The sequence below is a fragment of the Microbacterium sp. NPDC008134 genome (assembly GCF_042957055.1).
GTDB lineage: Bacteria > Actinomycetota > Actinomycetes > Actinomycetales > Microbacteriaceae > Microbacterium.
The window spans coordinates 2,018,539-2,045,076 of record NZ_JBIBHO010000001.1 but is presented as its reverse complement, the minus strand read 5'-3'; the positions used below and the strand labels follow the sequence as shown (position 1 = coordinate 2,045,076).

General features: G+C 69.1%; 25 protein-coding genes and 1 tRNA gene. 15 read left to right on the top strand and 11 right to left on the bottom strand.

Going from position 1 to position 26,538, the window contains the following annotated elements:
• The first annotated feature begins 84 nt into the window (after positions 1-84).
• Together ACFY9N_RS09745 and ACFY9N_RS09740 are read left to right on the top strand one after the other, a co-directional pair.
• Entirely contained in the window at positions 85-594 is a 510-nt protein-coding gene (locus ACFY9N_RS09745; RefSeq protein WP_391478302.1) for a septum formation family protein, read from the top strand.
• Positions 595-733: 139 nt separating this feature from the next.
• Positions 734-922: a hypothetical protein gene (locus ACFY9N_RS09740; RefSeq protein WP_391478301.1), complete on the top strand. Its 189-nt coding sequence runs from the start codon at positions 734-736 to the stop codon at positions 920-922.
• Positions 923-1,151: 229 nt separating this feature from the next.
• On the opposite strand, the gene ACFY9N_RS09735 is transcribed toward ACFY9N_RS09740, so the two are convergent.
• Positions 1,152-2,276 carry an AI-2E family transporter gene (locus ACFY9N_RS09735; RefSeq protein ID WP_391478300.1) on the bottom strand — a complete coding sequence of 375 codons (1,125 nt, stop codon included), beginning with the start codon at positions 2,274-2,276 and terminating at the stop codon, positions 1,152-1,154.
• Positions 2,277-2,379: 103 nt separating this feature from the next.
• Here ACFY9N_RS09735 and ACFY9N_RS09730 point away from each other — a divergent pair, with 103 nt between their 5' ends.
• The gene (locus ACFY9N_RS09730) at positions 2,380-3,210 is read left to right on the top strand and encodes a hypothetical protein (RefSeq protein ID WP_391478299.1); all 831 of its coding nucleotides are present in this window, start codon (positions 2,380-2,382) and stop codon (positions 3,208-3,210) included.
• Positions 3,211-3,221: 11 nt separating this feature from the next.
• On the opposite strand, the gene ACFY9N_RS09725 is transcribed toward ACFY9N_RS09730, so the two are convergent.
• From ACFY9N_RS09725 to ACFY9N_RS09710, 4 genes are all read right to left on the bottom strand, one after another.
• Complete coding sequence (locus tag ACFY9N_RS09725; protein ID WP_391478298.1) at positions 3,222-3,674, bottom strand: BLUF domain-containing protein; 453 nt, start codon at positions 3,672-3,674, stop codon at positions 3,222-3,224.
• Entirely contained in the window at positions 3,671-3,931 is a 261-nt protein-coding gene (locus tag ACFY9N_RS09720) for a hypothetical protein (RefSeq protein WP_391478297.1), read from the bottom strand. Before ACFY9N_RS09720 ends, ACFY9N_RS09725 begins: the two co-directional genes overlap by 4 nt.
• A 76-nt stretch (positions 3,932-4,007) precedes the next feature.
• Positions 4,008-5,369, bottom strand: coding sequence for an MFS transporter (locus ACFY9N_RS09715; protein WP_391478296.1), 1,362 nt, complete (start codon positions 5,367-5,369; stop codon positions 4,008-4,010).
• Positions 5,370-5,497: 128 nt separating this feature from the next.
• Positions 5,498-5,570: transfer RNA gene (locus ACFY9N_RS09710), tRNA-Ala, on the bottom strand.
• Positions 5,571-5,720: 150 nt separating this feature from the next.
• Here ACFY9N_RS09710 and ACFY9N_RS09705 point away from each other — a divergent pair.
• From ACFY9N_RS09705 to ACFY9N_RS09685, 5 genes are read left to right on the top strand one after another with little or no spacing between them, the layout of a single operon-like run.
• The gene (locus ACFY9N_RS09705) at positions 5,721-6,782 is read left to right on the top strand and encodes an NAD(P)-binding domain-containing protein (protein WP_391478295.1); all 1,062 of its coding nucleotides are present in this window, start codon (positions 5,721-5,723) and stop codon (positions 6,780-6,782) included.
• A gap of 4 nt (positions 6,783-6,786) precedes the next feature.
• A complete protein-coding gene (locus ACFY9N_RS09700) occupies positions 6,787-7,578 on the top strand; it encodes a hypothetical protein (RefSeq protein ID WP_391478294.1) in 792 nt (263 codons plus the stop codon).
• A complete protein-coding gene (locus ACFY9N_RS09695) occupies positions 7,575-8,102 on the top strand; it encodes a hypothetical protein (protein ID WP_391478293.1) in 528 nt (175 codons plus the stop codon). Before ACFY9N_RS09700 ends, ACFY9N_RS09695 begins: the two co-directional genes overlap by 4 nt.
• An 11-nt stretch (positions 8,103-8,113) precedes the next feature.
• On the top strand, positions 8,114-8,767 hold the full coding sequence (locus ACFY9N_RS09690; RefSeq protein ID WP_391478292.1) for an SDR family oxidoreductase: 654 nt from the start codon (positions 8,114-8,116) through the stop codon (positions 8,765-8,767).
• A 4-nt stretch (positions 8,768-8,771) separates the two neighbouring features.
• Positions 8,772-9,977 (top strand): glycoside hydrolase family 3 N-terminal domain-containing protein, encoded by a 1,206-nt coding sequence (locus tag ACFY9N_RS09685; RefSeq protein WP_391478291.1) that lies wholly within the window; start codon positions 8,772-8,774, stop codon positions 9,975-9,977.
• Between the two features lie 7 nt (positions 9,978-9,984).
• On the opposite strand, the gene ACFY9N_RS09680 is transcribed toward ACFY9N_RS09685, so the two are convergent.
• From ACFY9N_RS09680 to ACFY9N_RS09670, 3 genes are read right to left on the bottom strand one after another with little or no spacing between them, the layout of a single operon-like run.
• On the bottom strand, positions 9,985-10,854 hold the full coding sequence (locus tag ACFY9N_RS09680; protein ID WP_391478290.1) for a 3-methyladenine DNA glycosylase: 870 nt from the start codon (positions 10,852-10,854) through the stop codon (positions 9,985-9,987).
• Position 10,855: 1 nt separating this feature from the next.
• The gene (locus tag ACFY9N_RS09675; protein WP_391478289.1) at positions 10,856-11,881 is read right to left on the bottom strand and encodes an App1 family protein; all 1,026 of its coding nucleotides are present in this window, start codon (positions 11,879-11,881) and stop codon (positions 10,856-10,858) included.
• A 4-nt stretch (positions 11,882-11,885) separates the two neighbouring features.
• Positions 11,886-12,557, bottom strand: a complete 672-nt coding sequence (locus ACFY9N_RS09670; protein ID WP_391478288.1) for a DedA family protein — start codon at positions 12,555-12,557, stop codon at positions 11,886-11,888.
• Between the two features lie 41 nt (positions 12,558-12,598).
• On the opposite strand from ACFY9N_RS09670, the gene ACFY9N_RS09665 reads away from it, so the two are divergent.
• The 5 genes from ACFY9N_RS09665 to holA all read left to right on the top strand — a co-directional run bounded on the left by ACFY9N_RS09665 (position 12,599) and on the right by holA (position 20,734).
• Positions 12,599-13,942 carry an anthranilate synthase component I family protein gene (locus ACFY9N_RS09665; RefSeq protein ID WP_391478287.1) on the top strand — a complete coding sequence of 448 codons (1,344 nt, stop codon included), beginning with the start codon at positions 12,599-12,601 and terminating at the stop codon, positions 13,940-13,942.
• A gap of 34 nt (positions 13,943-13,976) precedes the next feature.
• Positions 13,977-16,553 carry a leucine--tRNA ligase gene (gene leuS, locus ACFY9N_RS09660; protein ID WP_391478286.1) on the top strand — a complete coding sequence of 859 codons (2,577 nt, stop codon included), beginning with the start codon at positions 13,977-13,979 and terminating at the stop codon, positions 16,551-16,553.
• Between the two features lie 150 nt (positions 16,554-16,703).
• Positions 16,704-17,354, top strand: a complete 651-nt coding sequence (locus ACFY9N_RS09655) for a helix-hairpin-helix domain-containing protein (protein WP_391478285.1) — start codon at positions 16,704-16,706, stop codon at positions 17,352-17,354.
• A complete protein-coding gene (locus ACFY9N_RS09650; RefSeq protein ID WP_391478284.1) occupies positions 17,351-19,684 on the top strand; it encodes a ComEC/Rec2 family competence protein in 2,334 nt (777 codons plus the stop codon). Before ACFY9N_RS09655 ends, ACFY9N_RS09650 begins: the two co-directional genes overlap by 4 nt.
• Before the next feature lie 9 nt (positions 19,685-19,693).
• Positions 19,694-20,734: a DNA polymerase III subunit delta gene (holA, locus tag ACFY9N_RS09645; RefSeq protein WP_391478283.1), complete on the top strand. Its 1,041-nt coding sequence runs from the start codon at positions 19,694-19,696 to the stop codon at positions 20,732-20,734.
• A gap of 76 nt (positions 20,735-20,810) precedes the next feature.
• Here holA and rpsT read toward each other — a convergent pair whose 3' ends face one another.
• On the bottom strand, positions 20,811-21,071 hold the full coding sequence (gene rpsT / locus ACFY9N_RS09640; protein ID WP_391478282.1) for a 30S ribosomal protein S20: 261 nt from the start codon (positions 21,069-21,071) through the stop codon (positions 20,811-20,813).
• Between the two features lie 255 nt (positions 21,072-21,326).
• Between rpsT and ACFY9N_RS09635 the strand changes: the two genes are divergently transcribed.
• Positions 21,327-22,700, top strand: coding sequence for a glycoside hydrolase family 1 protein (locus ACFY9N_RS09635; RefSeq protein WP_391478281.1), 1,374 nt, complete (start codon positions 21,327-21,329; stop codon positions 22,698-22,700).
• A 29-nt stretch (positions 22,701-22,729) separates the two neighbouring features.
• The gene (locus tag ACFY9N_RS09630; RefSeq protein WP_391478480.1) at positions 22,730-23,917 is read left to right on the top strand and encodes an MFS transporter; all 1,188 of its coding nucleotides are present in this window, start codon (positions 22,730-22,732) and stop codon (positions 23,915-23,917) included.
• Here the strand turns inward: ACFY9N_RS09630 and ACFY9N_RS09625 are convergent.
• On the bottom strand, positions 23,912-24,637 hold the full coding sequence (locus ACFY9N_RS09625; RefSeq protein WP_391478280.1) for an alpha/beta fold hydrolase: 726 nt from the start codon (positions 24,635-24,637) through the stop codon (positions 23,912-23,914). The genes ACFY9N_RS09630 and ACFY9N_RS09625 overlap by 6 nt on opposite strands.
• Positions 24,638-24,722: 85 nt before the next feature.
• Positions 24,723-26,435: an ABC transporter family substrate-binding protein gene (locus ACFY9N_RS09620; protein WP_391478279.1), complete on the bottom strand. Its 1,713-nt coding sequence runs from the start codon at positions 26,433-26,435 to the stop codon at positions 24,723-24,725.
• Between the last annotated feature and the right edge of the window lie 103 nt (positions 26,436-26,538).

Sequence of the window (26,538 nt, the reverse complement as noted above, 5' to 3'; positions counted from 1 at the left end):
ATGGCGTCAGATTCGCCGTACCGCTACGTTGATATTCCGGGGAGAGAACGCGCGTTCCCGAGCGCGCCCCGGAGAGGAACGCACATGAATCGTGCATCACGTCTTGGAATCGCGACGATCGCGGCGGCCGCGGCGGTGGCCCTGCTGTCGGGCTGCTCCGTCATCACCGACCTCGTCGGCGGTGGCGGCAGCGCGGTCCGCGATGCGGACAGCGCGGAGATCACCGAGGGGGGCGACCTGAGCGTCTTCACGCTCGAGATCGGCGACTGCTTCAACGACACCGCCGGGGAGCAGGTCAGCGAGTTGCCGGTGGTGCCGTGCGCCGACCCGCACGACAACGAGGTGTACTACGAGCACGAGATGCCCGATGGGGAGTTCCCGGGCGACGACGCGATCTCCGCTGCCGCCGAGGAGAACTGCTTCGCGCAGTTCGAGGGCTTCGTCGGCATCGCCTATGCGGACTCCGTGCTCGAGTACAACTACCTCACGCCGACGACCGGCAGCTGGGAGGACTACGGCGACCGCCTGATCCAGTGCATCGTGTACGACCCCAGCGCGCAGGTGCAGGGCACGCTCGCGGGCGTCGCGCGCTGACGCGGGCGGGGTGACGACCTCGGGGGAGACTTCGAAGGAATTCTCGCGTGTCGGCGTAATGAACCGCCCTCGGCGGCGTCTTCCTGGTGGGGCCGGATGGTGTGAACTTCTCCGGCTCGCACGATCACGAAGGAGTTCCATGTCCCCCACTGGAGTCGTCCCCCTGACGTCCGCCGCACCCGCTCGGAGCGGGATGGTCCGCGTCTCGCTCGTCGTCCGTGACGAGCGAGGGTTCACCCATTACTACGAAGAGGTCGAGACGACGGCGGATGCCGTGCGCGACGCCTACGACCTCATGGCTCGGCGGTCATCCGCCGCGGCCAGCTGAGCTTTCCGGTCGCAGCCGCGATCCGGCATTCGTCCTTCGTACCCTCGACGGACTTCGGACGGCCCACCCATCCTGTGCACCTAGCGTGAGGAGCACAGGATGGGAGGTGCCGCCGTGGAAGAGATCCGCCGCGAAGCGCTGGACGGAATCCAGCAGATCGTGCGCGCTGGGAATCACTCCGCTGCGCTGTGCACAGAGAAGCGGACGGCACGGCTGTCGAGACCGGGCCTCAGACGGTCTCGGACCGCTTTTTGCGGAAGGGGCGAGCCGGCAGGTGCGGTCCGTCCCAGACCGTGATGATTCCCCAGGCGACCGCCGCGAGCGGCACCGAGAGCACCGCTCCGACGATGCCGCCAAGGATCGTGCCCGCGGTCAGAGCGAGCAGGATGACGAGAGCGTGCAGCTTCAGCGACCGCGCCATCACGACCGGCTGCAGGAAGTTGCCCTCGAGCTGGTTGACGAGCACCACGATGCCGACGACGATCAGTGCCGCGACGGGGCCGTGCGTGACGAGAGCGACGAGAGCGGCGAGGATGCCGGCGGCGGTCGCGCCCACGAGGGGGATGAAGGCGGTGAGGAAGACGATCACGGCGAGCGGTACCGCGAGCGGGATCTGCAGGATCGCCAGGCCGATGCCGATGCCGAGCGCGTCGGCGGCGGCGACGATCGACGTGCCGCGGATGTAGCCGCCGAACACGTCGACGGTCTTGTCGCCGATCCGGCGAGCCCGCTCGTAGCTCTCGCCCGTGAAGGGGCGCAGCAGGAACTCCCAGATGCGCGGGCCGTCCTTGAGGAAGAAGAACAGCACGACGATCATGAGCGCGAGTCCGGTGAAGAAGCTCGCGGTGGCCGAGACGCCGGCCAGGGCCCCCTGACCGAACGAGGCGCTCGTGAGGAAGTCCTGCGCGTTCGCCCAGACGTCGTCGAGGTCGATGGCCTCGAAATCGAAGGGAAGGGTGTCGAGCCATGCGGTGACCTGTGCAATGCCGTCGGTGGCGGAGTCGACGAGGTCGTCCCACTGCGAGCGGACAGTGAGCACGATGATCCACACCACGCCGCCGAGCACGGCCAGGATGCCGATCAGCGCGATCCACGTCGCCAGGATCGACGGCATCCCGCGGCGGCGCATGAGCGCGACGAGCGGGTGGATCGCGCTCGCGAGGATGAGCGCGATCGTGACAGGGATGAAGACGAGGGAGAGTTGCGTGATCACGAGCACGGCGACGGCGACGAGCGCGAGCACGATCAGGGTCTGCAGGCTGCGCGTCGCGACGACACCGAACCCGCGGGACCAGAGCCCCGGTGCAGCGGTTGGTGCGGCAGTCGGCGTCTCCGGTCGTCGGAACAGTCCCATCAGAATCCTCCCGTTCGCCGGCGCCAGCGCGCCGTGACTGTCAAACTTAGCGATCGCCCCTGACCAGACCATGGAAGCGGACCGCCTGTGGCAGGTTGGAGGGATGGAGATCCCCCCGACCGCCGGCTCATCGCGCGCATCCCAGCGCACTCTGCTCGTGGGATTCGGCAAGCTCGGGGCGCGCCTGGCGCACGAGCTCAGCGGTGAGGGGGCGGACGTGTTCGCGCTCCGCCGAACCGACAGCGAGCTGCCGGTCGGGGCGACGGGCATCGTCGCCGACATCGCTTCGCCGCTCACCCGGCCGCTGCCCGACGTCGACTCCGTGGTCATCACCGTGCCGCCGAGCGGCGCTGTCGGGGGATACCGCTCCGCGCTCGAGAACCTCGCGCGTGCTCTGCCGTCGCCGCCCCGACGCACGGTCTTCGTCTCGTCGACCGGCGTGTTCGAGGGAGCGCCCTCGCAGCCGCGCCTGACGGAGCGCGACGAGCCCGGCGTGCTCACGACGCGTGCACGCGGACTGTTCGAGGGTGAGGTCGCGGCGCACGAGCTCTTCAGCGCCGTGGTCGTGCGCCCGGCGGGGATCTACGGCCCCGGTCGCGACTTCCTGGTGCGGCGCGTGCGCGACGGCATCCCGGTCGATCACCGCCGCTGGACGAACCGCATCCACGAGGTGGATCTCGCCCGTGCCGTGCACGCTCTGCTCGAGATGCCCGACCCGCCTGCGCTTCTGCACGCCGTCGATGCGCGTCCCGCACCGCTCGGCGACGTCGTACGCCACGTCGCCCGGCGTCTGGCCGTCGACACGCCGCCCGACACCGGCGCCGAGGAAAGCGGCCACGTCCTCGACGGCACTCTGTTGAACACGGTGCTGAGCTCTCTCACGTACCCGACGTACGCCGAGGGATACGACGCGATGCTCGCACCGACCGACTGACGATCCGTTCCTCATCGGGTGGCGCCGACCGACGCTCCCGACCGCACGCGAAACCACAGTGTGAGTTCGGCCAGCGCTCGTTCGACGGTTCCGCTGTCCGAGCCGGCATCCAGATCGGCGAAGGAGTCTCGATACCCGAGCGGCGTCTGTGCGGGGTCGCCGATCGCACGGTACCCCATCGTCCATTCGCCGAACGTGCGTCGAGGGATCGACTCGGTGAGCAGAACCCGCATGTCGTGGTGCCGGGAGTCTGCGGCGATCCTCTGCGCGAGTCCGGTCACGACGGCGCGTTCGCCCTCGAGCACCTGGATGAACCGACCGTCACGGTACAGCAGCATCCCCGTGACGTCGCGTTCCGCGTTGAGACGACGGCTCGTCGTCAGGAGTTCTTCGAGGGCGCTCTCACGGAACGGTTGCGAGGCGGTGCTGGTGTACACGAGGGAGACGAGGTCTTCACCGGTCATACGAGCCCTCCGTCTACGGCATCCGCGGATCCGGCGAGCGAGGCCGGCGGTGTGGCGGACACCACGACCGCGTGCGTCGCCTCGCCGAGCGAGGCGTAGTCGCCGAGGGCGACGGAGCGGGCGTCGAAGGCGCGATGGCTGCCGTCGGGCTGTCGATCCACGTAGCCGAGGAAGTCGCCGCCGCGGCTGCCCACGTGGAAGCCGTCTTCGACGCGCGCCCAGAGGACGCCGTCGGGATGGTGGTCGGAATGGTTCACCGGATGAACCTATCCGCCACCCACCGACATCCGTCTGCCCCTTGCCACCGCGGGCGTTCGTGTGCGAGGGCGGGCCTCAGCGCTCGAACGACCCGGTGGATGCCTTCAGATCGGCGACGGTCGTCGCACTCATCCGTCGTCCGCGCGTCTCGCCTCCGAAGTACACCGCGATCGCGCCGACCACGCAGGCCGCGACGATGAACAGCGAGACCGCCCAGGTCGCGCCGCCCGTCGCGGCGACGAGGGCCACGGCGATAAGCGGGGTCGTGCCCGCGCTGACGGCTCCGGCGAGTTCGCGCGAGAACGCGAGTCCCGTGAACCGTGCACCGCCGGTGAAGAGCTCAGCGAAGTACGCCGCCTGAGGGCCGAACATGGCGCCCACTCCGAGGCCCAGGCTCAGAACGATCGCCAGGACGACCAGCGCTGGAGCCTCGCCGCCGCCGATCAGCCAGAAGTACGGGAACGCGAAGACCCCCGAGAAGACGATGCCGAACAGGATGACGGGACGACGGCCGACCCGGTCCGACAGGGCCCCGAAGACGGGCAGGAGCACCATGGTCACCGCCGTGCCGATCGTGGTGGCGACGGGGCCGACGGATGCCGACAGCTGCAGGTTGCCGACCAGATAGGCGGTGATGAAGGCGAGGTTGATCGACGAGACGACATTCTGGGGAAGCTGCGCGAGGAAGAGCGTGAGCATGCCCGTCTTCTCCTGCGCGAAGACCGTCTTCACGGGGGAGACGGGAGCGTGCTCCTCGGACTGCATCGCGACGAACGCCGGGCTCTCGGCGAGGCGGAGGCGGATGATCAGGGCGACGACGACCACGACGGCGCTGAGCAGGAACGGGATGCGCCAGCCCCAGGCGAGGAACTGGTCTTCTGGGAGCTGGGTGACGATCGCGAACACGCCCGATGCCATCAGGAGTCCGAGATAGACGCCGGCCGACGGCCAGGCGCCGTGCAGACCGCGCCGGCGGGGATCGGCATGCTCCACCGAGAAGATGGCCGCGCCGCCGAACTCCGCTCCGGCGCCGATGCCCTGCACCAGTCGGAGCACGATCAGCATGATCGGGGCCCAGATACCGATCTGCTCGTAGGAGGGGGTGAGACCCATGAGGAAGGTGGCCACGCCCATGATCAGCAGCGTCAGCACGAGCACGCGCTTGCGGCCGAGGGTGTCGCCCATGCGACCGAAGATGAGGCCGCCCAGGGGGCGGATCAGGTAGCCGACGGCGAAGGTCGCGAAAGCGGCCAGCGTCGCGACGACGGCATCGGAGTTCACGAAGATGATCCGATTGAAGACCAGAGCTGCGGCGGTGCCGTAGAGGTAGAAGTCGTACCACTCGAGGGCCGAGCCGACGAGCGCTGCGGCGCCGACGCCGAGCATCAAGTTCTTCTTCGTGGTGGGGGAGGCGGGGGATTCCGTCGAAGCGTTCATGAGAGCTCCTGCGTCGTTGCGAGGGTCATGGTCGCAAGAATCCTACAGGAAACAGGATCTATGAGAAGACGAAACTTTTTCTCCAAACACGAAAAAGCCCCGCGATCTCTCGCGGGGCTTCTCTCCGGTGGACCTGAGGGGACTCGAACCCCTGACCCCCTGCATGCCATGCAGGTGCGCTACCAGCTGCGCCACAGGCCCAGAATCGCTCCGGATCAACCGGGGCAACTCGAAAAGCGTACTACAGGTCTCGACGTCAGCACCAATCGAGCCGGGTTGCCCGGGCGCGTCGTGGCGCGCTGCCGGGGGAGCGGCGGGAACAACACCGCGCGCTCGCACGTTCACGTCAGCGTGAGCATCCTCGACAGCATCGTGATCGGCGCGGGCCAGGCCGGGCTGTCGGCGTCGTATCACCTGACGCGGCTCGGCATCTCGCACGTCGTGCTCGATTCCGACGCGGCACCCGGCGGGGCCTGGCAGCACCGATGGGATGCCCTGTCCATGCGTGACGTGCACGGCGTCGCCGAACTTCCGGGCGACACAGCGCCGCCGCGCGACGAGCAGCGCGCCAACCTCGTCGTTCCTTCCTACTTCGCCGCGTACGAGCGCGCCCACGCCCTTCCCGTCATTCGCCCCGTCACGGTCGACCGCGTCGACGACGAAGGCGGGGTGCTCGTGACTCGGGCGGGGGAGCGAGAGTGGCGCTCGCGCACCCTGGTGAATGCGACCGGAACCTGGACGCATCCGTTCCTCCCGCACTATCCCGGGATGGAGACGTTCCTCGGCGAGCAGCTGCACACCGTCGACTATCCCGGCCCCGAGCACTTCCGAGGCAAGCGCGTCCTCGTGGTCGGCGGTGGGGCATCCGCCGTGCAGTTCCTCGGCGCGCTCGCCCCGATCACCGACACGCTCTGGGCGACGCGTCGCGAGCCGGTCTGGCGCACCGACGACTTCACCCCCGAAGCGGGTGCGGCGGCGGTCGCCCTCGTCGAGCAGCGCGTCTCGCAGGGCCTTCCACCGCAGAGCGTCGTGAGCGTGACGGGACTCATGCTCCGCGAACAGGAGCGCGAAGCCGAGCGCCTCGGCGCGTATGCCGGGCGCCGGCCGATGTTCGCGCGGATCGAGCCGGATGGCGTGCGCTGGGCCGACGGATCGTTCGAGCGCGTCGACGTGATCCTCTGGGCGACCGGATTCCGCCCCGCGATCGGCCACCTCGCCCCGCTGCACCTGCGCAGCGCCGCTGGAGGCATCCAACTCGATCGCGGCGGACGGGGCACCACGGCCGTCGCCGACCCCCGCATCCAGCTCGTCGGCTACGGCCCCTCGGCGAGCACGATCGGAGCGAATCGCGCCGGGCGCTCGGCCGCGACCGGAGTGCGTCGGGCGCTGGCGAACGTTCCCTCGATACGCTGAGGGCATGCTCCGCGTCATCCTGCTGATCGTCTGGCTGCTGCTCTCTGCGTGGCTGATCGTCTGGACGGGAGAGGGACTTTTCGGGGTCGACCAACGCGAGTCCATCCTGCCGTTCGGCGGTGACAGCCTCGGCGCCCCGATCATGATCGGCGTGGCCTGGGGCATCCTCCTCACCTTCGGAGGAACGATGCTCGGACTGCCCCGCCGGCGCATCACGCGCGCGGGTGACGCGAAGATCGGCGTCGCGCGCATCGTCGAGGTCTCCACGACCGGGACGATGATCAACGACGTGCCCGAGTACGACATCTTCGTCCGCGTCACCCCGACCGACGGCGACGACTTCGTGTCACAGCTGCGCACGCTCGTGCCGCTGTCCGAGGTCGGGGCCTTGCAGGTCGGCCAGCCGCTCGCCGTCCGCTACCGCGACGGAGCGCGAACCGCGATCGAACTCGCCGATCCGACCGATCCTGCGGTGCGTGAGGCGCTGCTGCAGTGGCGGATCGACCGCGGGCTCATCGATCCGCGCCAAGTGCGGGCACGTACGACCGGCACGCAGGTTCCGGCATCCGTTCTCGAGATCCGGCCCACCGGACGCCGCCGCGAGGGGCAGTCCGAACTCTCCCTGCGCGTGCTGCTCGCCCCCGAGGGTGCAGAGACCTGGGAGGCCGACACCACCGTCTTCGTCTACCCCGAAGCCGTCGGGCGTCTGCAGGTCGGCGCGCCGATCTGGGCGTTCTATCGCCGGGAGGATCCGCAGACCGTGGCCGTGACGATCGAAAAGGAAGCCGGACGATGAACCCGCTCGACACCGTCTTCTGGGTGCTGAACTTCCCCGCCTCGCACGCTTACGCGATGGTGTTCATCGCCGGCTTCTCGATCCTGGCGCTGTTCGCCGTCTCGGCGAAACGCACGAGTCCCGCGGCGTCTCTGCGTCGCGTGCGCGAGCGCGAGGGTCTGTTGCCGGAGCACGGCGCGCCGCGGCGTGACATCGGGGGGACGATCCTGCACGTGCTGTTCCGCATCCTCGCGTTCGCGATGCTCGCGAGCCTCGTCATCGGCATCCTGAGCCTCACCGGGGTCCCGGTCACGCGCGCCTACATCTATGACAACGGTCGTCCGACCGTGGCGACGCTCGACGGTGACTGGGTCACCTTCACCACCGGCGAGGGCGTGGAGTACACCCTCGAGAGCAACTTCTTCAGTCCCGCCGTCTACCCCGACCGCGACGCCTACATACCGGGCGGTCAGCCTGTGGTCGTACGCTACCTTCCGAGCCATCCGCAAGCCTTCGTGATCGACAGCTCCCAGCTGTCGGAGTGAGGAGAATCGCAATGTCCCGCATCATCGTCTTCGGAGGGCACGGCCGCATCGCCCTGCTGCTCGCGCCGCTTCTCGTCGCCCGGGGCGACGAGGTGACCGCCGTCATCCGCAACCCCCAGCACATCGCCGATGTCGAGGCCACGGGCGCGCGTACGCTCGTCGCCGACATCGAGTCGCTCGACGCCGCGGGGATCGCGGACCTGATCCGCGAGCACGACGCGGTCGTCTGGTCGGCCGGCGCCGGCGGCGGCGACCCGCAGCGCACCTACGCGGTCGACCGTGACGCCGCGATCCGTTCGATGGACGCGGCGCAGCTCGCGGGCGTCCGGCGCTACGTGATGGTGTCGTGGATCGGCTCGACGGCCGATCACGGTGTGCCCGAGAACGACAGCTTCTTCGCATACGCCGACGCGAAGTGGGCCGCCGACGAATACCTGCGCTCGACCGACCTCGACGGCACGATCCTGGGTCCGGGCACACTCACGTTCGACGACCCGACCGGTCGCATCGTGATCGACCCCGAGGGCAGGGGCGAGGTGTCGCGGGCGGATGTCGCCGCGGTGATCGCCGCGACGCTCGTCGAGCCGTCGACGTTCGGGCGCACGATCCGATTCGGCAACGGCCCGGCCGATACCGCCGTCCCGATCGCCGAGGCGCTGAGCTGACCGGATGAGAACCCTGCGCCGCTGGATGCTCGCGAGCGTCGCCGCTCTCGCGGTGGCGGCGATCGCGGCACCCGCGGCGGCGCAGGCACCGGCACAGACCTCGCGGCCGGCCGCCGCGAGCCGGCAGGCGTATGCCGCGCCGTCGGACGTCTTCGGCCCCGCCGCACGTGCGGCGGCGGACGTGCGCGACATGAGCGTCGCCGAACAGGCGGCGAGCGTCGTGATGGGGCACATCCCGGTGACGGATGCGGCGGCTCTCCGCACCTACATGCAGCAGGGACTCGGCGGCTTCATCCTGATGGGGTCGAACATCCCCGCGACCGAGCCGGAGCTGCGGGCGCTCACCGCCGCGCTGACGGTCGATGAATCGCTCCCTCCGCTGATCGCGATCGATCAGGAGGGCGGCATCGTCTCGCGCCTTCCCGCCGACACCTTCGCGGCGTCGACGACGCTGAAGTCGGCCCCGGTGATCGAGACGACGGATGCCTTCACCGCACGGGCGTCACTGGTCGCCCGTGCGGGCATCACCGTGAACTTCGGCACGGTCGCCGACGTCACCTCGAGCGCCGCGTCCTTCATCTACGGCCGTGCACTCGGTACCGACCCGTCGTCCGCCTCGGAGCGCGTCGCAGCGGCGACCACGGCCCAGGAGGGGTTCCTCGCGTCGACTCTCAAACACTTCCCGGGGCACGGTGCCGCGGAGGGGGATTCGCACCACGCGATCCCGACGACGCCGATGTCGGTGGAGCAGTGGCGCACCGATGATGCACCGCCGTTCGTCGCCGGGATCGATGCGGGGGCCTCGCTGCTGATGTTCGGCCACCTGGCGTACACTGCCGTCGATTCCGCTCCCGCGTCGATGTCGGCCGAGTGGCATCGGATCGCTCGCGAAGACCTCGGTTTCGAGGGCGTCATGGTGACCGACGACCTCGGCATGCTGCTCTCGTCGGGTGACCCCGCCTACGCGGATCCGGTCGCGAACGGCGTCGCCGCGATCGCCGCGGGCAACGACCTCGTGCTCATGATCGCGGGGTCCACGCCCGACACGGCGGGCCAGATGGCCGCGGGGATCGTGGCGGCGGTGGAGTCGGGCGATCTCCCGGCCGAGCGTCTCGCAGACGCGGCGACCCGCGTGAGGCAGCTGCGTCTCGAGCTGGCGGCGGCCACCGCCGACTGGTCGGTGTGCGAGAACTGCACGCCAGCCGGCTGACCTCGCCTCAGGTAGCGACCGTCGCCGCGTCTCCTTGCCAGGCATCGAGCAGGGCCGTGCGCAGCGCCGCACCGCGATCGGCGAACGCGCGCTGGCGGCGTACGTACTCCGCTTTGCCCTCACTCGTCTCAATCGGTACCGGCTCGACGTCCCACGCCGAGAGATCGTAGGGGGCGGCCTGCATGTCGAGCAGTCGGATGTCGCGCGCGAGCTCGAACGTGTCGAGCAGCAGTTCACCGGGCACCAGGGGGCCGAGCTTCGTCGCCCACTTGTAGAGGTCCATCCCCGCGTGCAGGCAGCCCGGCTGCTCGAACAGCGGCTGCTCCTCGCGCGTGAGCTCCGTGCGATTGCGGGGCACGGCTTCCGGAGTGAAGAAGCGGAACGCGTCGAAGTGCGTGCAACGCAGGTCGTGCGCCTCGACGACCGCGTCGGTGCCCTCGCGTCCGAGTCGGAGCGGCACGGGGTGACGGTGTTCATCGGCCCGGTAGACCATGGCCCACTCGTGCAGGCCGAAACAACCGAACTGCCCGGGGCGGGAGGCGGTGCGGCGGAGCATCCGTTCGACGAGTCCCGCGAGCTCGGGCTTCTCGCGAGCGAACGCGGCGGCATCCGGCACGACACTGTCGCGCGCCGATCCGGCGGCGTACCAGCGCCAGTCCGCGCGCTCCGGGGCATCGACGAGCTCGACACCCGTGCCGGGGTGCCAGCGGCGTAGCTGCGCGGGCTTGTACGAGTAGTAGGTGAAGAGGAAGTCCCACACGGGATGCTTCTCGCCCGCGGCGACGCGGGATCGATGCGCGGCGGTCAGGGCATCCGCGCGCTCCTGGTGGGCGTGCTCGCGCTCGCGCCACTCGACCTCGGGCAGGGGCAGGGGCATGTCAGTCGAGGATGCCGGCGTCGCCGAGTCGATCGCGGAGCCCGGCGCCGTCCTCGGCGCTGACCCACGGCACGTCGGCATCGCCGTGCGGTTCGGCATCCGTGCGCCCACCCGCGAGCACGGCCTCGGCCGGCAGCAGGCGACGGATCGCCACACCGGCCACCGATTCGGGGTGCTCCTCGAGGAACGTCGAGTAGATCGACTCGTCGTGCTGGCCGTCGTCGCCGATCAGCAGCCAGCGCACGTGCGGGAACTCGGTGGCGAGGCGGCGGAGGTTCGTGAGCTTGTGCTCGCGGCCGCTGCGGAACCAGCGGTCGTGCGTCGGGCCCCAGTCGGTGAGGAGCATGGAGCCGGCAGGGAAGAGGTGGCGGCTGAGGAAGCGGCGCAGCGTCGGGGCGATGTTCCATGCGCCGGTGGAGAGATACACCATCGGGGCGCCGGGATGCTGACGCAGCAACTGGTCGAGGAGCACGCCCATCCCGGGCACGGGGATGCGTGCGTGCTCGTCGAGCACGAAGGAGTTCCAGAACGCGATGAACGGGCGGGGGAGAGCGGTGACCATGACGGTGTCGTCGACGTCGGAGACGACACCGAACGTCGTGGATTCCGCGACGACGAAGGCGGTCGCCTCGACCGGATCCTGCTCTTCCGTCGACACGTGGAAGGTCTGCCATCCGGCGTCGAGATCGCCATGGATCACGGCATCCACGACCCCGCCGCGATCGGCGACGACCTGGTGCTCGGTGTCGCCGATGCGCACCGTGACCTTCCCGAAGCTGACGGGGATTCCGACGAAGCTGCGCCACCCGCGGATGCTCGCGAGTTCGCCGTCCTTGCCCCGCCGCTGCGGAGGCACGATCAGCACGCGTCCGACGACCCGCACCCAGCCGGGTCCGCCGTAGCCGGGGAACGGCACCACGGTCGCCGTGCGACCCCGCTTGCGCGCACGCACTTCACGCCACACGTGGAAGCGGTGTTCGAGTCGGGCGAACCAGTGGATCCGGGGCGCCGGGGGTGCGGAAGCCATTGGCTCAGTCTTTCACGTCCGCCTCGGGTTCTGCGTCGTGGGCGTCGAGGTGACGGGCCTCGGAGCGCTCGAGGAGCTTCTTGCCGAGATAGACCACCACGAGGAACGCGACGATGATCGCCACGAAGATGTACCCGGCGTAGTGCACTCGATCGACCATCTCGTCGAAGGTCAACGCGGCGAGCGAGGTGACGCTGACGTAGGCGATCGCCCAGATCACGCAGGCGGGTGCCGTCCACGCGAGGAAGCGCCGGTACGAGTAATGGCTCATGCCGACCGTGAGGGGCACGAGCGAGTGGAGCACGGGCAGGAACCGCGAGAGGAAGATCGCGATGCCCCCGCGTCGCTGCAGGTACCGCTCCGCGCGCACCCAGTTCTTCTCCCCGATGCGACTCCCGAGCCAGGAGGTGCGGATGCGCGGGCCGAGCCACCGGCCGAGCGCGAAGCCGATGCTCTCGCCGATCAGCGCTCCGACGACGACGGCGATCACCATCGCGGTCGCCTCGACGGGACCGCGGACGCCGATCGACGCCATGATCACGACGGTGTCGCCGGGCACGATGAGCCCGATGAGCACGCTGGTCTCGAGCATGACGGCGAGTCCGGCGATGAGAGTGCGGGTGACGGGGTCGATCGAACGGATGAATTCGAACAGCCAGGTCAAGAGGTCATCCACAGCACGAGAATACGGGAGCGACCAGGTTCTAGGCTGACAAGGTGCCCCATCGTCCGACCGCTCGTCCCCTCCCTGTCTGGGTCGAGCCTTTCGACGTCTTCCGTGTTCTCGAGGCTTCGTTCCCGGATGTCTTCTGGCTCGATGCGGGCGCCGACGCGGTGGACGGGTGGAGCTTCGTCGGTGTCGGCGAGCCGTCCGCGCTGCCCGACGACGTCGTGCTCGGAGGAGATGCGGACGCTCCTGGTGGCGGGGCGATGATCGATGACGAACGTCCTCCGTTCCGCGGGGGATGGGTCGGGTGGCGCGACTACGAGAGCGGGGCCGCGATCGCTGGCGCTCCGACCCACGAGGGTGACGCGGGGGACCGGGCATCGTGGATGCGCGTGCAGCGGTCCGCCGCGTTCGACCACGCGCGTGGCCGGGTCTGGGTGCAGGCCGACGCAGGACTCGAGGAATGGTCGGCGATCGTCGAGCGCGCGGCGGTCACGGCATCCGCTCTTCCCCCTCTTCCGGACGCGCCGCCCGCCGGCGTCGTGGCCGAGGCCCGGCACGAGCCGGACGAGTACGCGTCCCTCATCAAGCGGTGCCGCGACCTCATCCGCCAGGGCATCGCGTATCAGCTGTGCCTCACGACGCGCTTCTCGACATCGGGCGTCGGCGATCCGGTCGCCGTGTACACGCGCCTGCGCGCCGCGACGCCCGCGCACCACGGCGGGTTCGTGCGGATCCAGGGCCGTGCGTTGCTGAGTGCGAGCCCCGAGCAGTTCCTCCGGGTCGACGGCGGCGTCATCCGCACGCGGCCGATCAAGGGCACGCGGCCGCGATCGGTGGACCCGGTCGAGGACGCCGCCCTCGCCGCCGAGCTCGCCGTCAACCCGAAGGAACGCGCCGAGAACGTCATGATCGTCGATCTCATGCGCAACGATCTCTCCCGGGTCTGCGTACCCGGGTCGATCCGGGTCGACGGACTGTGGGGCGTCGAGAGCTACCCCGCGGTGCACCAGCTGGTGAGCACGGTCAGCGGCACGGCCGCGCCGGGCGTGACCGTCGGCGCACTGTTCGAAGCCACATTCCCGGCCGGCAGTATGACGGGTGCGCCGAAGCTCTCGGCGATGACACAGCTGCACGCTCTCGAGGGCGGACCGCGCGGAATCTACGCCGGATGCTTCGGCTACATCGGCGTGGACGGCGCCGTCGACCTCGCCATGGTCATCCGCAGCATCGTGATCGACGGCGAGAGGGCGACCGTCGGTGCCGGCGGTGGGATCACCTGGGGGTCGGATGCCGCGGCCGAGGTCGCCGAGGTCGCCACCAAGGCGCGGGCGCCGTTGGCGGCGCTGGGCGCTGTCCTGCCCGGGGCCTGGGGTTCGGATATCCTGAACTGATCCCGATTTTCCTTCCAGATTGGTCGTGCGTTCGTTGTCTGAGAACCTGTCCACCGTTCCCGCCGAGGACGAGACGTCGTCGGCCCACGCCATCCAGGCCAAGTGGCAGAAGTACTGGGCGGAGAACGAGACGTTCCTCACCGGCGGCGACGACGACACACGCCCCCGTCGGTACGTGCTCGCGATGTTCCCGTACCCGTCCGGCGACCTGCACATGGGGCACGCCGAGAATTACCTGTACTCCGACATCGTGGCGCGATTCTGGCGCCACCGCGGGCACAACGTCCTGAACCCCATCGGGTGGGACTCCTTCGGCCTGCCCGCCGAGAACGCGGCGATCCGTCAGGGCGCAGACCCGCGTGAGTGGACGTATCAGAACATCGCGCAGCAGAAGGTCGGCTTCCAGGCGTACGGAGTCTCGTTCGACTGGTCGCGCGTGCTGCACACGTCCGACCCCGAGTACTACCGCTGGAACCAGTGGCTGTTCCTCAAGATGCACGAGCGCGGCCTCGCCTACCGCAAGAAGAGCGCCGTCAACTGGTGCCCCAACGATCAGACTGTGCTCGCGAACGAGCAGGTCGTCGACGGTCGCTGCGACCGTTGCGGCTACGAGGTCGTCAAGAAGAAGTTGACGCAGTGGTACTTCCGGATCACCGACTACGCCGACCGCCTGCTCGACGACCTCAACCAGCTCGAGGGCTTCTGGCCGCACAAGGTGCTGCAGATGCAGCGCAACTGGATCGGCCGCTCGGTCGGTGCCGACGTCGACTTCCGCATCGAGGGGCGTGACGAGCCGGTCACCGTGTTCTCGACGCGTCCCGACACGCTGCACGGTGCGACGTTCTTCGTCGTCGCGCCCGATTCCGACCTGGCCTCCGAGCTGGCGGCGGATGCTCCCGCCGAGGTGCGCGAGCGCTTCCAGACGTACCTCGAGGGCGTGCAGAAGGAGACCGACATCGCCCGCCAGGCGACGGACCGCCCGAAGACGGGTGTCTTCCTCGAGCGCTACGCGATCAACCCGGTCAACGGCGAGAAGCTGCCGGTCTGGGCCGCCGACTACGTGCTGGCCGATTATGGCCACGGCGCCGTCATGGCCGTTCCCGCGCACGACCAGCGCGACCTCGACTTCGCCCGCGCGTTCGACCTGCCGGTCAAGGTGGTCGTCGACACGACCGCGCCCATCACGGGCGCCATGCCGGTCATCGAGGTCGACGACGAGGGCGTGCCGATCGACACGGGTGCGCTCGATGACCAGAACCCCGCGTCGACGGGCGTGGCGCTCACGGGCGAGGGACGTCTGATCAACTCGGGCGACCTGAACGGCCTGTCGAAGCGCAACGCGATCGCTCGCGCGATCGAGCAGCTCGAGGCATCCGGCACCGGCCGCGCCGCGAAGAACTACCGCCTGCGCGACTGGCTGATCTCCCGCCAGCGCTTCTGGGGCACGCCGATCCCGATGCTGCACACCGAGGACGGCGACATCATCCCGGTCGCGGAAGACAAGCTGCCCGTCCGCCTGCCGAGTATCGAGGGACTCGACCTCAAGCCGAAGGGCACCTCGCCCTTGGGCGGCGCCGAGGGCTGGGTGCGCACGGTCGACCCGGAGACGGGCGAGCCCGTGCTGCGCGACCCCGACACGATGGACACCTTCGTCGACAGCTCGTGGTACTTCCTGCGGTTCCTGTCGCCGAACAGCGACCAGGTCGCCTTCGACCCGGCACAGGCCGCTCGGTGGGCTCCGGTCGACTCGTATATCGGCGGTGTCGAGCACGCGATCCTGCACCTGCTGTACGCACGCTTCATCACGAAGGTGCTGTTCGACATGGGGCTGATCGACTTCACCGAGCCGTTCTCCAACCTGATCAACCAGGGCATGGTGCTCCTCGACGGTCAGAAGATGTCGAAGAGCAAGGGCAATCTCGTGCTCTTCCAGGAGGAGCTCGACGCTCACGGTGCCGACGCACTGCGCGTGGGTCTGGCGTTCGCCGGTCCCGTGGAAGACGACAAGGACTGGGCCGACGTCTCGACGACGGGTGCCCAGAAGTTCCTGTCGCGCGCCCTGCGCATCGCCCGCGAGGTCTCGAGCCCGGTCGACGTCGTCTTCGACGGGGGAGACGCCGCCCTGCGCCGCACGACGCACAAGCTGCTGTCGGAGGCCCCCGCGCTCGTCGAGCAGACCAAGTTCAACGTGCTCGTCGCCCGTCTGATGGAGCTCGTGAACACCATCCGCAAGACGATCGACAACGGTGCGAACGGTGCAGCCGACCCGGCCGTGCGCGAGGCCACCGAGACCGTCGCCGTGATGCTCGACCTCATCGCCCCGCATACCGCGGAGGAGATGTGGGAGATCCTCGGTCACGAGCCCTCTGTCGGTCTCGTGACGTGGCGTTCGGCGAACCCGGCACTGCTGGTCGAAGACACCGTCACCGCGGTCGCGCAGGTCAACGGCAAGGTGCGTGCTCAGCTCGAGGTCTCCGCACGTATCGGCGAGGCGGAGCTCGAGGCTCTCGCTCGCGGTGATGAGCGCGTGATCCGCGCGATCGGCGACCAGGAGATCGTCAAGGTCATCGTGCGCGCGCCCAAGATCGTGAGCTTCGTCGTCAAGGGCTGATTCGCTCGTTCGATCGAGACCGCCGTCCGGATGCCGGGCGGCGGTTTCGGCGCTTCGGGTGGTTCTGCACGGCTGACCGATGTGTGGAGTTGTCCACCGTGCGCGGGAAGAGTGGCGGGCCGGAGAAGTCGGGCGACCTAGCGTGGGCGGATGCCGCCGACCGATGCTCCTCCCGATGGTTCCGTCCCCGCTGTGCCGCAGCCTGCGCCGCGGCGTCTGCGACTGGGCATCGGGGCAGCGGTCGTGCTCGCCCTCGTCGTGCTCTCGGCGGCGGTCGGTCTCGGCATCCTGCGGGGGCAGGCCGCTCCGGTCGAGACAGTGTCGATCGGAGAGTCGTCGAGCGACGCGACGGATGCCGCCGGGACCGCGGCCCCGGGCGGAGAGCTGTACGTGCACGTCCTGGGTGCTGTCGAGAAGCCGGGCCTGTACGTGCTCGCGATCGATGCCCGAATCGTCGATGCCCTCGCGGCGGCGGGTGGCACGACGGATGAGGCCGACCTCGCCGCCGTCAATCTCGCACGGATCGTGACCGACGGCGAGCAGGTCGTCGTCCCCGTCATCGGTGCGAATCCCGCCGAACCGGGAACGGGAGCGACCCTGCCGGGCGACGATCGGATCGATCTCAACTCCGCGGATCAGGCGGCGCTCGAGACCCTGCCGCGCATCGGCCCCGCGTTGGCCGAGCGCATCATCTCCTGGCGCGAGGAGAACGGGCGCTTCCAGACCGTCGACGACCTCCTCGCTGTGCCGGGCATCGGAGAGAAGCTGCTCGAGGGTCTGCGCGACGGCGTGCGGGTGTGAGGCGGCGTGATCTTCGGCTGCTGCCGATCGCCGGGGGAGCGTGGGCCTCCGGACTGCTGTGCGTGTTCCTCCCGCAGATCGCGGCCGGGGTGGCTGTCGCCTGCGTGGTGGTGGCGGTCGTGGCGGGTGGGGTCGTCTGGTGCTCCCGTATGCGGGGTGTGGAGCGGGGAGGACTCCTCATCGTCGTCCTCGCGGCGGCGGGCGCGGTGGCGGTGACCGCATGCCTGGCGATGCCGGCGCGTGACGCGGCCCGTGAGCGCGAGGCGTATGCGGTGGATCTGGTCGCGGACGTGTCGTCGTCGGCGTCGGTCGGGAAGGATGGGCGGCTGTGGTTCGAGGCGCAGTCTCGTTCGATCGAATCGGCGGAGGGGAACGTGGCGGTCTCGGCGCCGGTGCGCATCGGGATCGAGCCCGCCGAGGGGTTCGACCTCGGCGCGACGATCCGGGTCACGGGCCAGATGGAGGCGACGGATCCGGGGGAGCGCGCCGCGGTCGTCGTGTTCGCGAGCGAGGCGGAGATCGTGCAGCCGGCCTCGGGAGCGTTCGCGGTGGCGGCCGGCGCGCGCAGCGCGTTCATCGAGCGGGCGACGCGCCTGCCCGAGCCGGGCGCTGGCCTGCTGCCCGGTCTCGCCGTCGGTGACACCCGGGCTGTCTCCGACGCGCTGAACGAGGAGATGCGTACGAGCGGTCTCAGCCACCTTACGGCTGTCAGCGGCGCCAATTGCGCGATCGTGGTCGCGGCGGCGTTCTGGCTCGTCGCACTGTGCGGCGGCGGTCGCCGCCTGCGGATCTTCGTCGCCGCCCTCGCGCTGGCCGGATTCGTGATCCTCGTCACGCCGGAACCGAGCGTGATCCGTGCGGCGGTGATGGCCGGGGTCGCGATGCTCACGGTGCTCCTCGGGCGCCCGAGCGCGGGAGCGGGGATGCTCGCGCTGTGCGCGACCGGTATCCTCATCGTTGATCCGTGGTTGGCCGCGACGGCCGGTTTCGCTCTGTCGGTCGCGGCCTCGGGTGCCCTGATCCTGCTGGCACCACCGCTCGCGCGGGGACTCGCTCGGTGGATGCCGCAGCCACTGGCGCTCGCGATCTCGGTTCCTCTCGCCGCTCAGTTGGCGTGCGGTCCGATCATCGCGCTGTTCGCCGAGCAGCAGTCGCTGGTCGGCATCGCCGCGAACCTGCTCGCCGCCCCCGCCGCGCCGATCGCGACCGTGATCGGCCTTCTCGCGTGTGTCGCCGCACCGGTCCCGATGCTCGCCGATCTTCTCGCGGCATCCGCTTGGCTGCCGGCCGCATGGATCTCGGTCACCGCGACGGTGAGCGCGCGTCTACCGCTTGCGCAGGCATCGTTGGTGCCGGGGCTCGGCAGCGCCCTGCTCGTCGCCGTGCTCAGTGCCGCCCTGGGGCTCGTGGTCTGCGGACGACGCGTCGCGCTCGGCCACCCCGGGAGGAAGGCTCGGTGGGCTCCGTGGGCACACCGTCTCGCCGCGGTGGTGCTCATCGTCACGCTCTCGCTCGGCGGGGCGCACCTCGTCCTCGACGGACCGCTCGCGGCGATGTCCACGCCGTCGGGCTGGTCCATCGCCGCGTGCGACGTGGGCCAGGGAGATGCCCTCCTCGTGCGCTCTGAGGGCGAGGTCGCGCTGATCGACACCGGTCCGGACCCGGGTCCGCTCGACGACTGCCTGCGGTCGCTCGGCATCGATCGCATCGATCTCCTCGTCCTCACGCACTTCGATCTCGATCATGTCGGGGGAGTGGACGCCGTCCGCGGGCGGGTCGATACGGTGCTGCACGGCCCCGCCATCGAAGCGGAGGAGCAACGGATCCTCGATGCCCTGGCATCCGATGGCGCTGCCGTGACCGAGGCGACGACGGGCCTGCGGGGCACGTTCGGCGGTGCGACATGGCGGGTGCTCTGGCCGCAGCGCGAATCCGCGGCGTTCCCCGCGGGCAATGACGCGAGCGTCGTGATCGATATCTCCGGCGGTGGCGTGCCGCGCTCGATCTACCTCGGCGATCTGTCGGCCGAGGCCCAGCGGATGCTCGCGCGCAGCGCACGTCTGACAGGACCGTATGACGTGGTCAAGGTCGCGCATCACGGTAGCGCCGATCAGGATCCCGCGATCTACGAGACGATCCGCCCGGCCGTCGCGATCTTCAGCGCGGGCATCGACAACGACTACGGTCACCCGAGGGAGGAGACGCTCGATCTGCTCGCGACCGTCGGAGCGTATGTCTTGCGAACCGACCAGCAGGGGCGCATCCTGCTCGGCATCGAGGCGGACGGGATAGCGGTCTGGACGGAGACCGACGTCGGCGCCCCCGAGTAGGCTGGATCCATGGCAGCTCCGCGATCCTCGTCCCGCACCGCCGCCAAGCCGTCGAAGATCCCGCAGGTCTCCTGGCGTGATCCGCGACCGGCCCCGCTCGTGCTCGTCTCGGGCCCCGAGGAGATCTGCGCCGAACGTGCGATCGCCGGCATCCGCGACTACCTGCGTGCCGAGGACCCGGCTCTCGAGGTCAGCGACATCCGTGCCGACGACTACGCGCCCGGCACGCTGCTGTCGATGACATCTCCGTCGCTCTTCGGCGAGCCGCGGCTCGTGAGGGTCTCGGGAGTCGAGCGCTGTTCCGATGCCTTCCTGCAGGAGGCCGTGTCGTACCTCGATCAGCCGCAGGACGGCGCGACGGTGGTCCTCCGGCACACCGGCGCGAGCGTGCGCGGCAAGAAGCTCCTCGACGCCCTGCGCGCCGGCACGGGAGAGGGTGTCGAGATCGCCTGCCCCGCCATCAAGCGCGACGGCGACCGGGTCGATTTCGCCGCCGGTGAATTCAAGGCCGCGAAGAAGCGCATCCAGCCTTCGGCGCTCCGGGCGCTCGTCTCGGCCTTCGCCGACGACCTCACCGAGCTCGCCGCCGCCTGTCAGCAGCTCATCGGCGATGTCGAGGGCGACGTGACCGACGACGTCGTCACCAAGTACTACGGCGGACGCGTCGAGGTCTCCGCCTTCGTCGTCGCCGACACCGCGATCGCCGGCCGCTACGGTGAGGCGCTCATCTCGCTGCGGCACGCGCTGTCGTCCGGCGCCGATCCGGTGCCGATGGTCGCCGCCTTCGCGATGAAGCTGCGCACGATGGCGCGCGTCGCGGGCAATCGGGAGCCGAGTCGTCAGCTCGCGCAGCGCCTCGGCATGAAGGACTGGCAGGTCGATCGTGCACGTCGCGATCTCGCGGGATGGAACGAGCGCTCGCTCGGCCTCGCGATCCAGGCGACGGCACGGGCGGATGCCGAGGTGAAGGGTGCATCACGCGACCCGATCTTCGCGCTCGAGCGCATGGTCACGGTCATCGCGACCCGCCGACCGTTCGGCGAGGAGTAGCCCCGCCCCTCCGTCTGGGAGGAGATAAGAAGGCCCGCCCCGCGAACGGGACGGGCCTTTCTCAGCGGTGTGCGACTCAGAGAGCGGCGACCGACTTGGCGATGGCCGACTTGCGGTTCGACGCCTGGTTCTTGTGCAGGACACCCTTGCTGACGGCCTTGTCGAGCTTGACGGACGCCTTCTTGAGGGTGGCCTCAGCGGCGGCCTTGTCGCCCGCGGCGACGGCTGCCTTGGTCTGACGAACGAGGGTCTTGAGCTCGCTCTTCACGGCCTTGTTGCGCTCGTGAGCCTTCTCGTTGGTCTTGTTGCGCTTGATCTGCGACTTGATGTTTGCCACGTGTGGACACTTTCTGTACAGGAGTGATTCGGAGTGCCGACAGCAGAAGAGGGCTGCTGCACGACGGTCGTGAGGGAAGAACCCACACGCAAGCCAAGAGCCAACTCTACCAGCAGTCGGGTGGATCACGCGAAACGACGCCTGACGGATGCTGTCGGATGTCCGACACGACGAGCCGATCGAGGAACTCGGTCGCGCGAAACACGGTACCGGGTGCAGAATCAGGATCACCCGACACAGACGTCAAGGAGCGACATGAGTTCTGCCTCCCGCGATACCGTTCTGCCCTCAGGTCTCCGCTGGTCAGCGGCGACATCCTCCATTCAGATCGAAGGCTCTCCCGCCGATGACGGGGGAGGGCGCTCGATCTGGGACGACTTCGCCGACGTTCCGGGCGCCGTGCGAGACGGCTCCACCCCGCAGCGTGCCTGCGACAGTTACCGGCATCCCGAGTCCGACGTCGCTCTGATCGCGGGACTGGGCATCGACCGCTATCGCTTCTCGATCCCGTGGGCGCGCGTGCAGCCGGACGGGCGGGGCCCCGGCGAAACCGCCGCGTTGGATCACTACTCCCGCTTCGTCGATGCCCTGCTCGAGGCAGGCGTGACGCCGTTCCCCACGCTCTACCACTGGGAGATGCCGAGCGCGGTGGAGTCCGACGGCGGTTGGCTCGCGCGTGACACGGCCGAGCGTTTCGGAGAGTACGCCGCGCTCGTCGCGGACCGGCTCAGTGATCGGGTGCGTCACTGGTACACGCTCAACGAACCGGCGATGACCACACTGCAGGGGTACGGAACCGGAGCACTCGCCCCCGCACGGCAGTTGTTGTTCGGCGCTCTCCCGAGCGTCCATCATCAGCTCCTGGCCCACGCTCACGCCGCGGAGGAGCTGCGGCTGCGCGGCGCGGCCGCCGTCGGCCTCGTCAACAACCACACCCGGGTGCTGCCGCTCACCGGGTCGCACGACGACCTCGTGGCCGCGACCGTCTACGACACGCTTCACAACCGTCTCTTCAGTGAGCCCCTGCTCGCGGGCGGGTACCCCGACCTGGAGGCGTTCGGCCTGCCGTCGATGCCGGTGCGCGCGGGGGACCTCGAGCGCATCCGATCATCGATCGACTTCTACGGCATCAACTTCTACAACCCCACGACGGTCACTGCCGCCGACCCGACAGGGCCTCTGCCGTTCGAGATCGTGCCGACACCCGGGGCGCCCGTGACCGGTTTCGGTTCGGAGTGGCCGATCGTGCCCGGGGCGCTCCGTGATCTGCTCCTCGACCTCCATCACCGGCATCCACGGATGCCCGCGGTGATCATCGGCGAGAACGGGGCCTCGTTCCCCGAGCCGGATGATGCGGGACGTATCGATGATGCCGACCGCATCGACTATCTCGCCGATCACATCGCCGCGGTCGGCGAAGCGATCGCCGCCGGGGTCCCCGTCGAGGAGTACACGGTCTGGTCGCTCCTCGACAACTGGGAGTGGGCCGACGGATTCACCCAGCGCTTCGGCCTCGTGCACGTCGACTTCGCCACAGGGGAGCGCACCCCCAAGGCCTCGTACGACTGGTACCGCGACGCGATCGCTCGCACCCGCACCGCAGACGCGATCGAGCGGACCGTGCTGTGACCGCGGCCACGAAGGTCGGCGCACGGTGGATGTCGCTGTTCACCCTCGCCTGGCTCGCGATCTGGACCGTGCAGCTCACGCCCGTCCAACTCCTGCTGCCGCTGCAGCTCGACACCCCCGAAGACGACTGGATCCGGGGAGTGGTCTCCTCGGGCCTCGTGCTCGGGATCGGAGGGCTCGCGGGCATCATCGCGGGACCCATCGCCGGAGCGCTGTCGGATCGCGCCCGACCGGGGCGTCCGCGCCGGCGACCGTGGGCGCTCGCGGGCGTGTGGACGACCGCCGCGTTCCTGGTGCTCACGGGGTTCTCGACGGGGCCATGGGCGGTCGGTGGCGCCTGGGTCGGCGTCTCGATCGGCGTGGCGGTGTCGTCGGCGGCCTTCACCGCGATGATCGCGGATCAGCTGCCGACGACGCAGCGGGGCGCGGCATCCGCTGCCGTGGGGTCGAGTCAGGCCGTCGGCATCGTCCTGGGGGTCGGCCTCGTCGTGCTGCTCGGGCTCGACATCCTCTCGGGCTACCTGTTACTCGCCGCCGTGATCGCCGTGGTCGGCACGGCCGCCGCTCTGCTGCTGCCCGACCCTTCCTCGTCGGATGCCGTGCGGCCGGCGGCCCAGGACAGCCGGCGCTTCGCCTCGCTCCGCGACCGCGACTTCGCCTGGATGCTCGCCGGTCGGCTCGTGACAAACATCGGCAATGCCCTGGGCACGGCGCTCTTCCTCTTCTTCCTCCTCCATGGCCTCGGCCAGCCGTCGTCGACGGCGCAGGACAACCTGCTCCTGCTCATCGTCGTCTACACGCTGTTCGTGGTCGCGGCATCCGTGCTCACCGGCATCCTGTCCGATCGCACCGGTGACCGGCGTCGGCTGGCGGTGATCGCCACCGTCGTGCAGGCGGCATCCGGCGTCGCGATCGCGGTGGTTCCGACCTTCGAGATGACGATGGTCGCGGCCGCGCTCATGGGGCTCGGCTACGGCGCGTTCTCGACCGTCGGTCTGGCGTTCGCCGCCGACCTGCTGCCCGACGAGAAGGATCACGCCCGCGACCTCGGCATCGTGAATGTCACGGCCGCGCTCGGTCAGCTGATCGGACCGGTTCTCGGGGCGGGCCTCGTGGCGCTGGTGGGAGGCTTCTGGCTGGTCTTCGTCGCCGCCGCGGTGCTCTCGCTCGCGGGCGGTGTGCTCACCGGCCTCGCGCGGCAACCGCAGCGGTCATGAGCTCTCACTCTCGAGGGTTGCGATCGCGAGCTGCAGCACGGCGTTGAACACGCGGGGACGCATCGCCGTCACGAGGTGGGTGGTCCGCGGCACGACGATGAGTTCGGCCTGCGGAGCCAGCGAGCAGAAGAGCGTCTCGTTGCGACGCAGTTGGTCGTACTGTCCGTTCACGAACCACAGGGGCAGACGGATGCGGGCGACCGCCGACGCGAGGTCGAGGGCTGAAAGGCTGCCCAGGGCGATGTCCTGCGCGTCGAGTGCATATCCGCCGGCGCCGAAGTCCTCGCGCGTCTCCGCAGGGATCGTGGCGTCGAGCACGCGATCCGAGAGCCAGCGCCCGCGGTCGGGCAGGGAGTCCATCGCGCGCGCGAGCCAGCGGTAGGCGGCGAGACCCGCGCCGAGCGGGAGTGCGGTGCACGATGCTGCCACGAGACCCGCGACAGGAGTCGGCTCGCCGCTTCCCGCGTAGGCGAGCGAGAGGATGCCGCCCATGGAGTGCCCGACGAGCAGCACCGGTCCGCGTGCGGCGGCGTCGCGCACGGCGGCATCGATCGTGTGCAGGGCCTCGTGGAGGGTGAAGTCCTCGGCGATGCGCGTGCCGTGCCCCGGCAGGTCGACCGCAGTGTGCGCGTACCCTCGCTCGTCGAGGTACGCCTGCTGAGAGCGCCACATCGTCGCCGACGTGCGGATGCCGTGCACGAAGACGATCTGGACGCTCACGGTCTCAGCCTAGGTGCGCTTCCGCGACCCCGCACGAGAAAGCGGGGCCGGTGGAAGACCACCGACCCCGCCTCGGATGAGGGGATTACTTCTCCCAGCCCACGTTCTCGACGGGCGAGACACCGAAGAGGTCCAGGCCCACGTAGGGCTCGGGGGTCAGGTTCGCGAGACCCTCCTTGACCGTGTAGATCGACGGACCGTTGTAGAGCGGGATGACGCCCCACGTCTCCGCGATGATCTCCGGCTCGAGCTTCATCGTGGCGGCGGTCCAGTCCTCGGCCGTCGTCTGCGACTCGACCTCGGACTTGATCTTCTCGTCGATCTCGGCGTTGCCGGAACCGGAGAGGTTCAGGCTGCTGTCGGAGCAGTACAGCTGGCAGAAGTACAGCGGTCCGAACGGGTCGGAATCCGTGAAGCGCAGGGAGAATGCGTCCCAGTTCTTCGTGCTGAAGTCGGTTGAGAAGTCCGCAGGGGAACGCTTCTCGATCTGCAGGTCGATACCGACGGCCTTCTCCTGCTGCTGCAGCGCCTTCGCGAGTGCCTCGATCGTCGGGTCGTCGCTGTGGATCGGGTAGACGATCTCGAGCTTCACGCCGTCCTTCTCACGGATGCCGTCTTCGCCTTCGGTCCATCCGGCGTCATCGAGCAGCTTCTTGGCGCCATCGACATCGAACTTCAGGCCTGCCTCGGCGAACGAGTCCTTATAGCCGTCCTGGAAGTCATACATGTTGAGCGAGCCTGCGGGGGCCTCCTCGTAGTCGAGGCCGTTCCACGCGATCTGCTTCTGCTGATCGATGTCGATCGCCATGAAGAACGCCTCACGAACGTCGAGGTCCTGCAGTTGGGGCTTCTCGGCGTCGAGGATGACGATGGTCTTCGCGGTCTGCTGCGACCGGTAGGTGACGACATCCTCCATATCGGCGACCTGCGCGAGGCGGTCCTTCGTGTTGGTGCCGACCATGTCGATCTCGCCGTTCTTGAAGGCGTTGATCGACGCCGCGGCGTCGAGGCCGGTGTAGGTCACCTTGTCGAGCAGCGGCTTGTCGCCCCACCACTTCTCGTTCGGCTCGAAGGTGACGCGCTGGCCGTTCACGTCGTACTCGGTGAGCTTGTACGGTCCGGCACCCCATTCCGGGTGCGCGTTCTCGATGTATGCGGTGTTGAACACCTCGGGTGAGTTGACCGCGGGGTTCAGGATGCCGTTGAGGAACGGCATCTTGGGCCATGCGAACTCGCCCTTGAAGGTGACGATGACGTCCTTGTCCGTTGCGCCCGCCGTGACCGACTCGATCTCCTTGTACCCGTCGGTCGAGCTCGTCTCGTACGCCTCGTCCTCGCCGCTGTTGGCCTTCCACGTGGTCTCGAACGCGGTGTAGTCGATCGGCGTGCCGTCGTTCCACACCGCCTTCTCGTTGACCTTCATCGTGATGGTCGTCTTGCCGTTCTCGGTCGTGATGTCCCATGCATCCAGGTATGCCGGGTTCGCCGAGACGTCGCCCTCGGGGGTCATCAGGAACACCTGGGGGTTGTACCACTGCGCGAGGCGCGTCGTGTCGGCACTGGCGTTTCCGTTGAAGGGGTTCATCTGCGGGGTGACCTCGTTGATACCGAAGTTCACCTCGCCGCCCTCCTGCAGATTCTCGCGGGGCTGCGGGTTGTAATCCGCCTGCTTGGTCTCCTGGGGCGTGTTGCCGCCATCGGCACCGCCGTTGTCTCCGCCCGCCGCACATCCGCTGATCACGAGTGCGAGAGCGCCGCTGAGGGCGATGATGCCCGTCAGCTTCGTGGTGGTTTTCATGGTGCTCCTTTCGCCTTTCGGCGTGTCATAAAGGGGAGGTTAGTTCGCTTCGGTCCGGATGGCTCGGGTCTGTCGGTGAATGGGGCTTAACCGTTACCGGGGA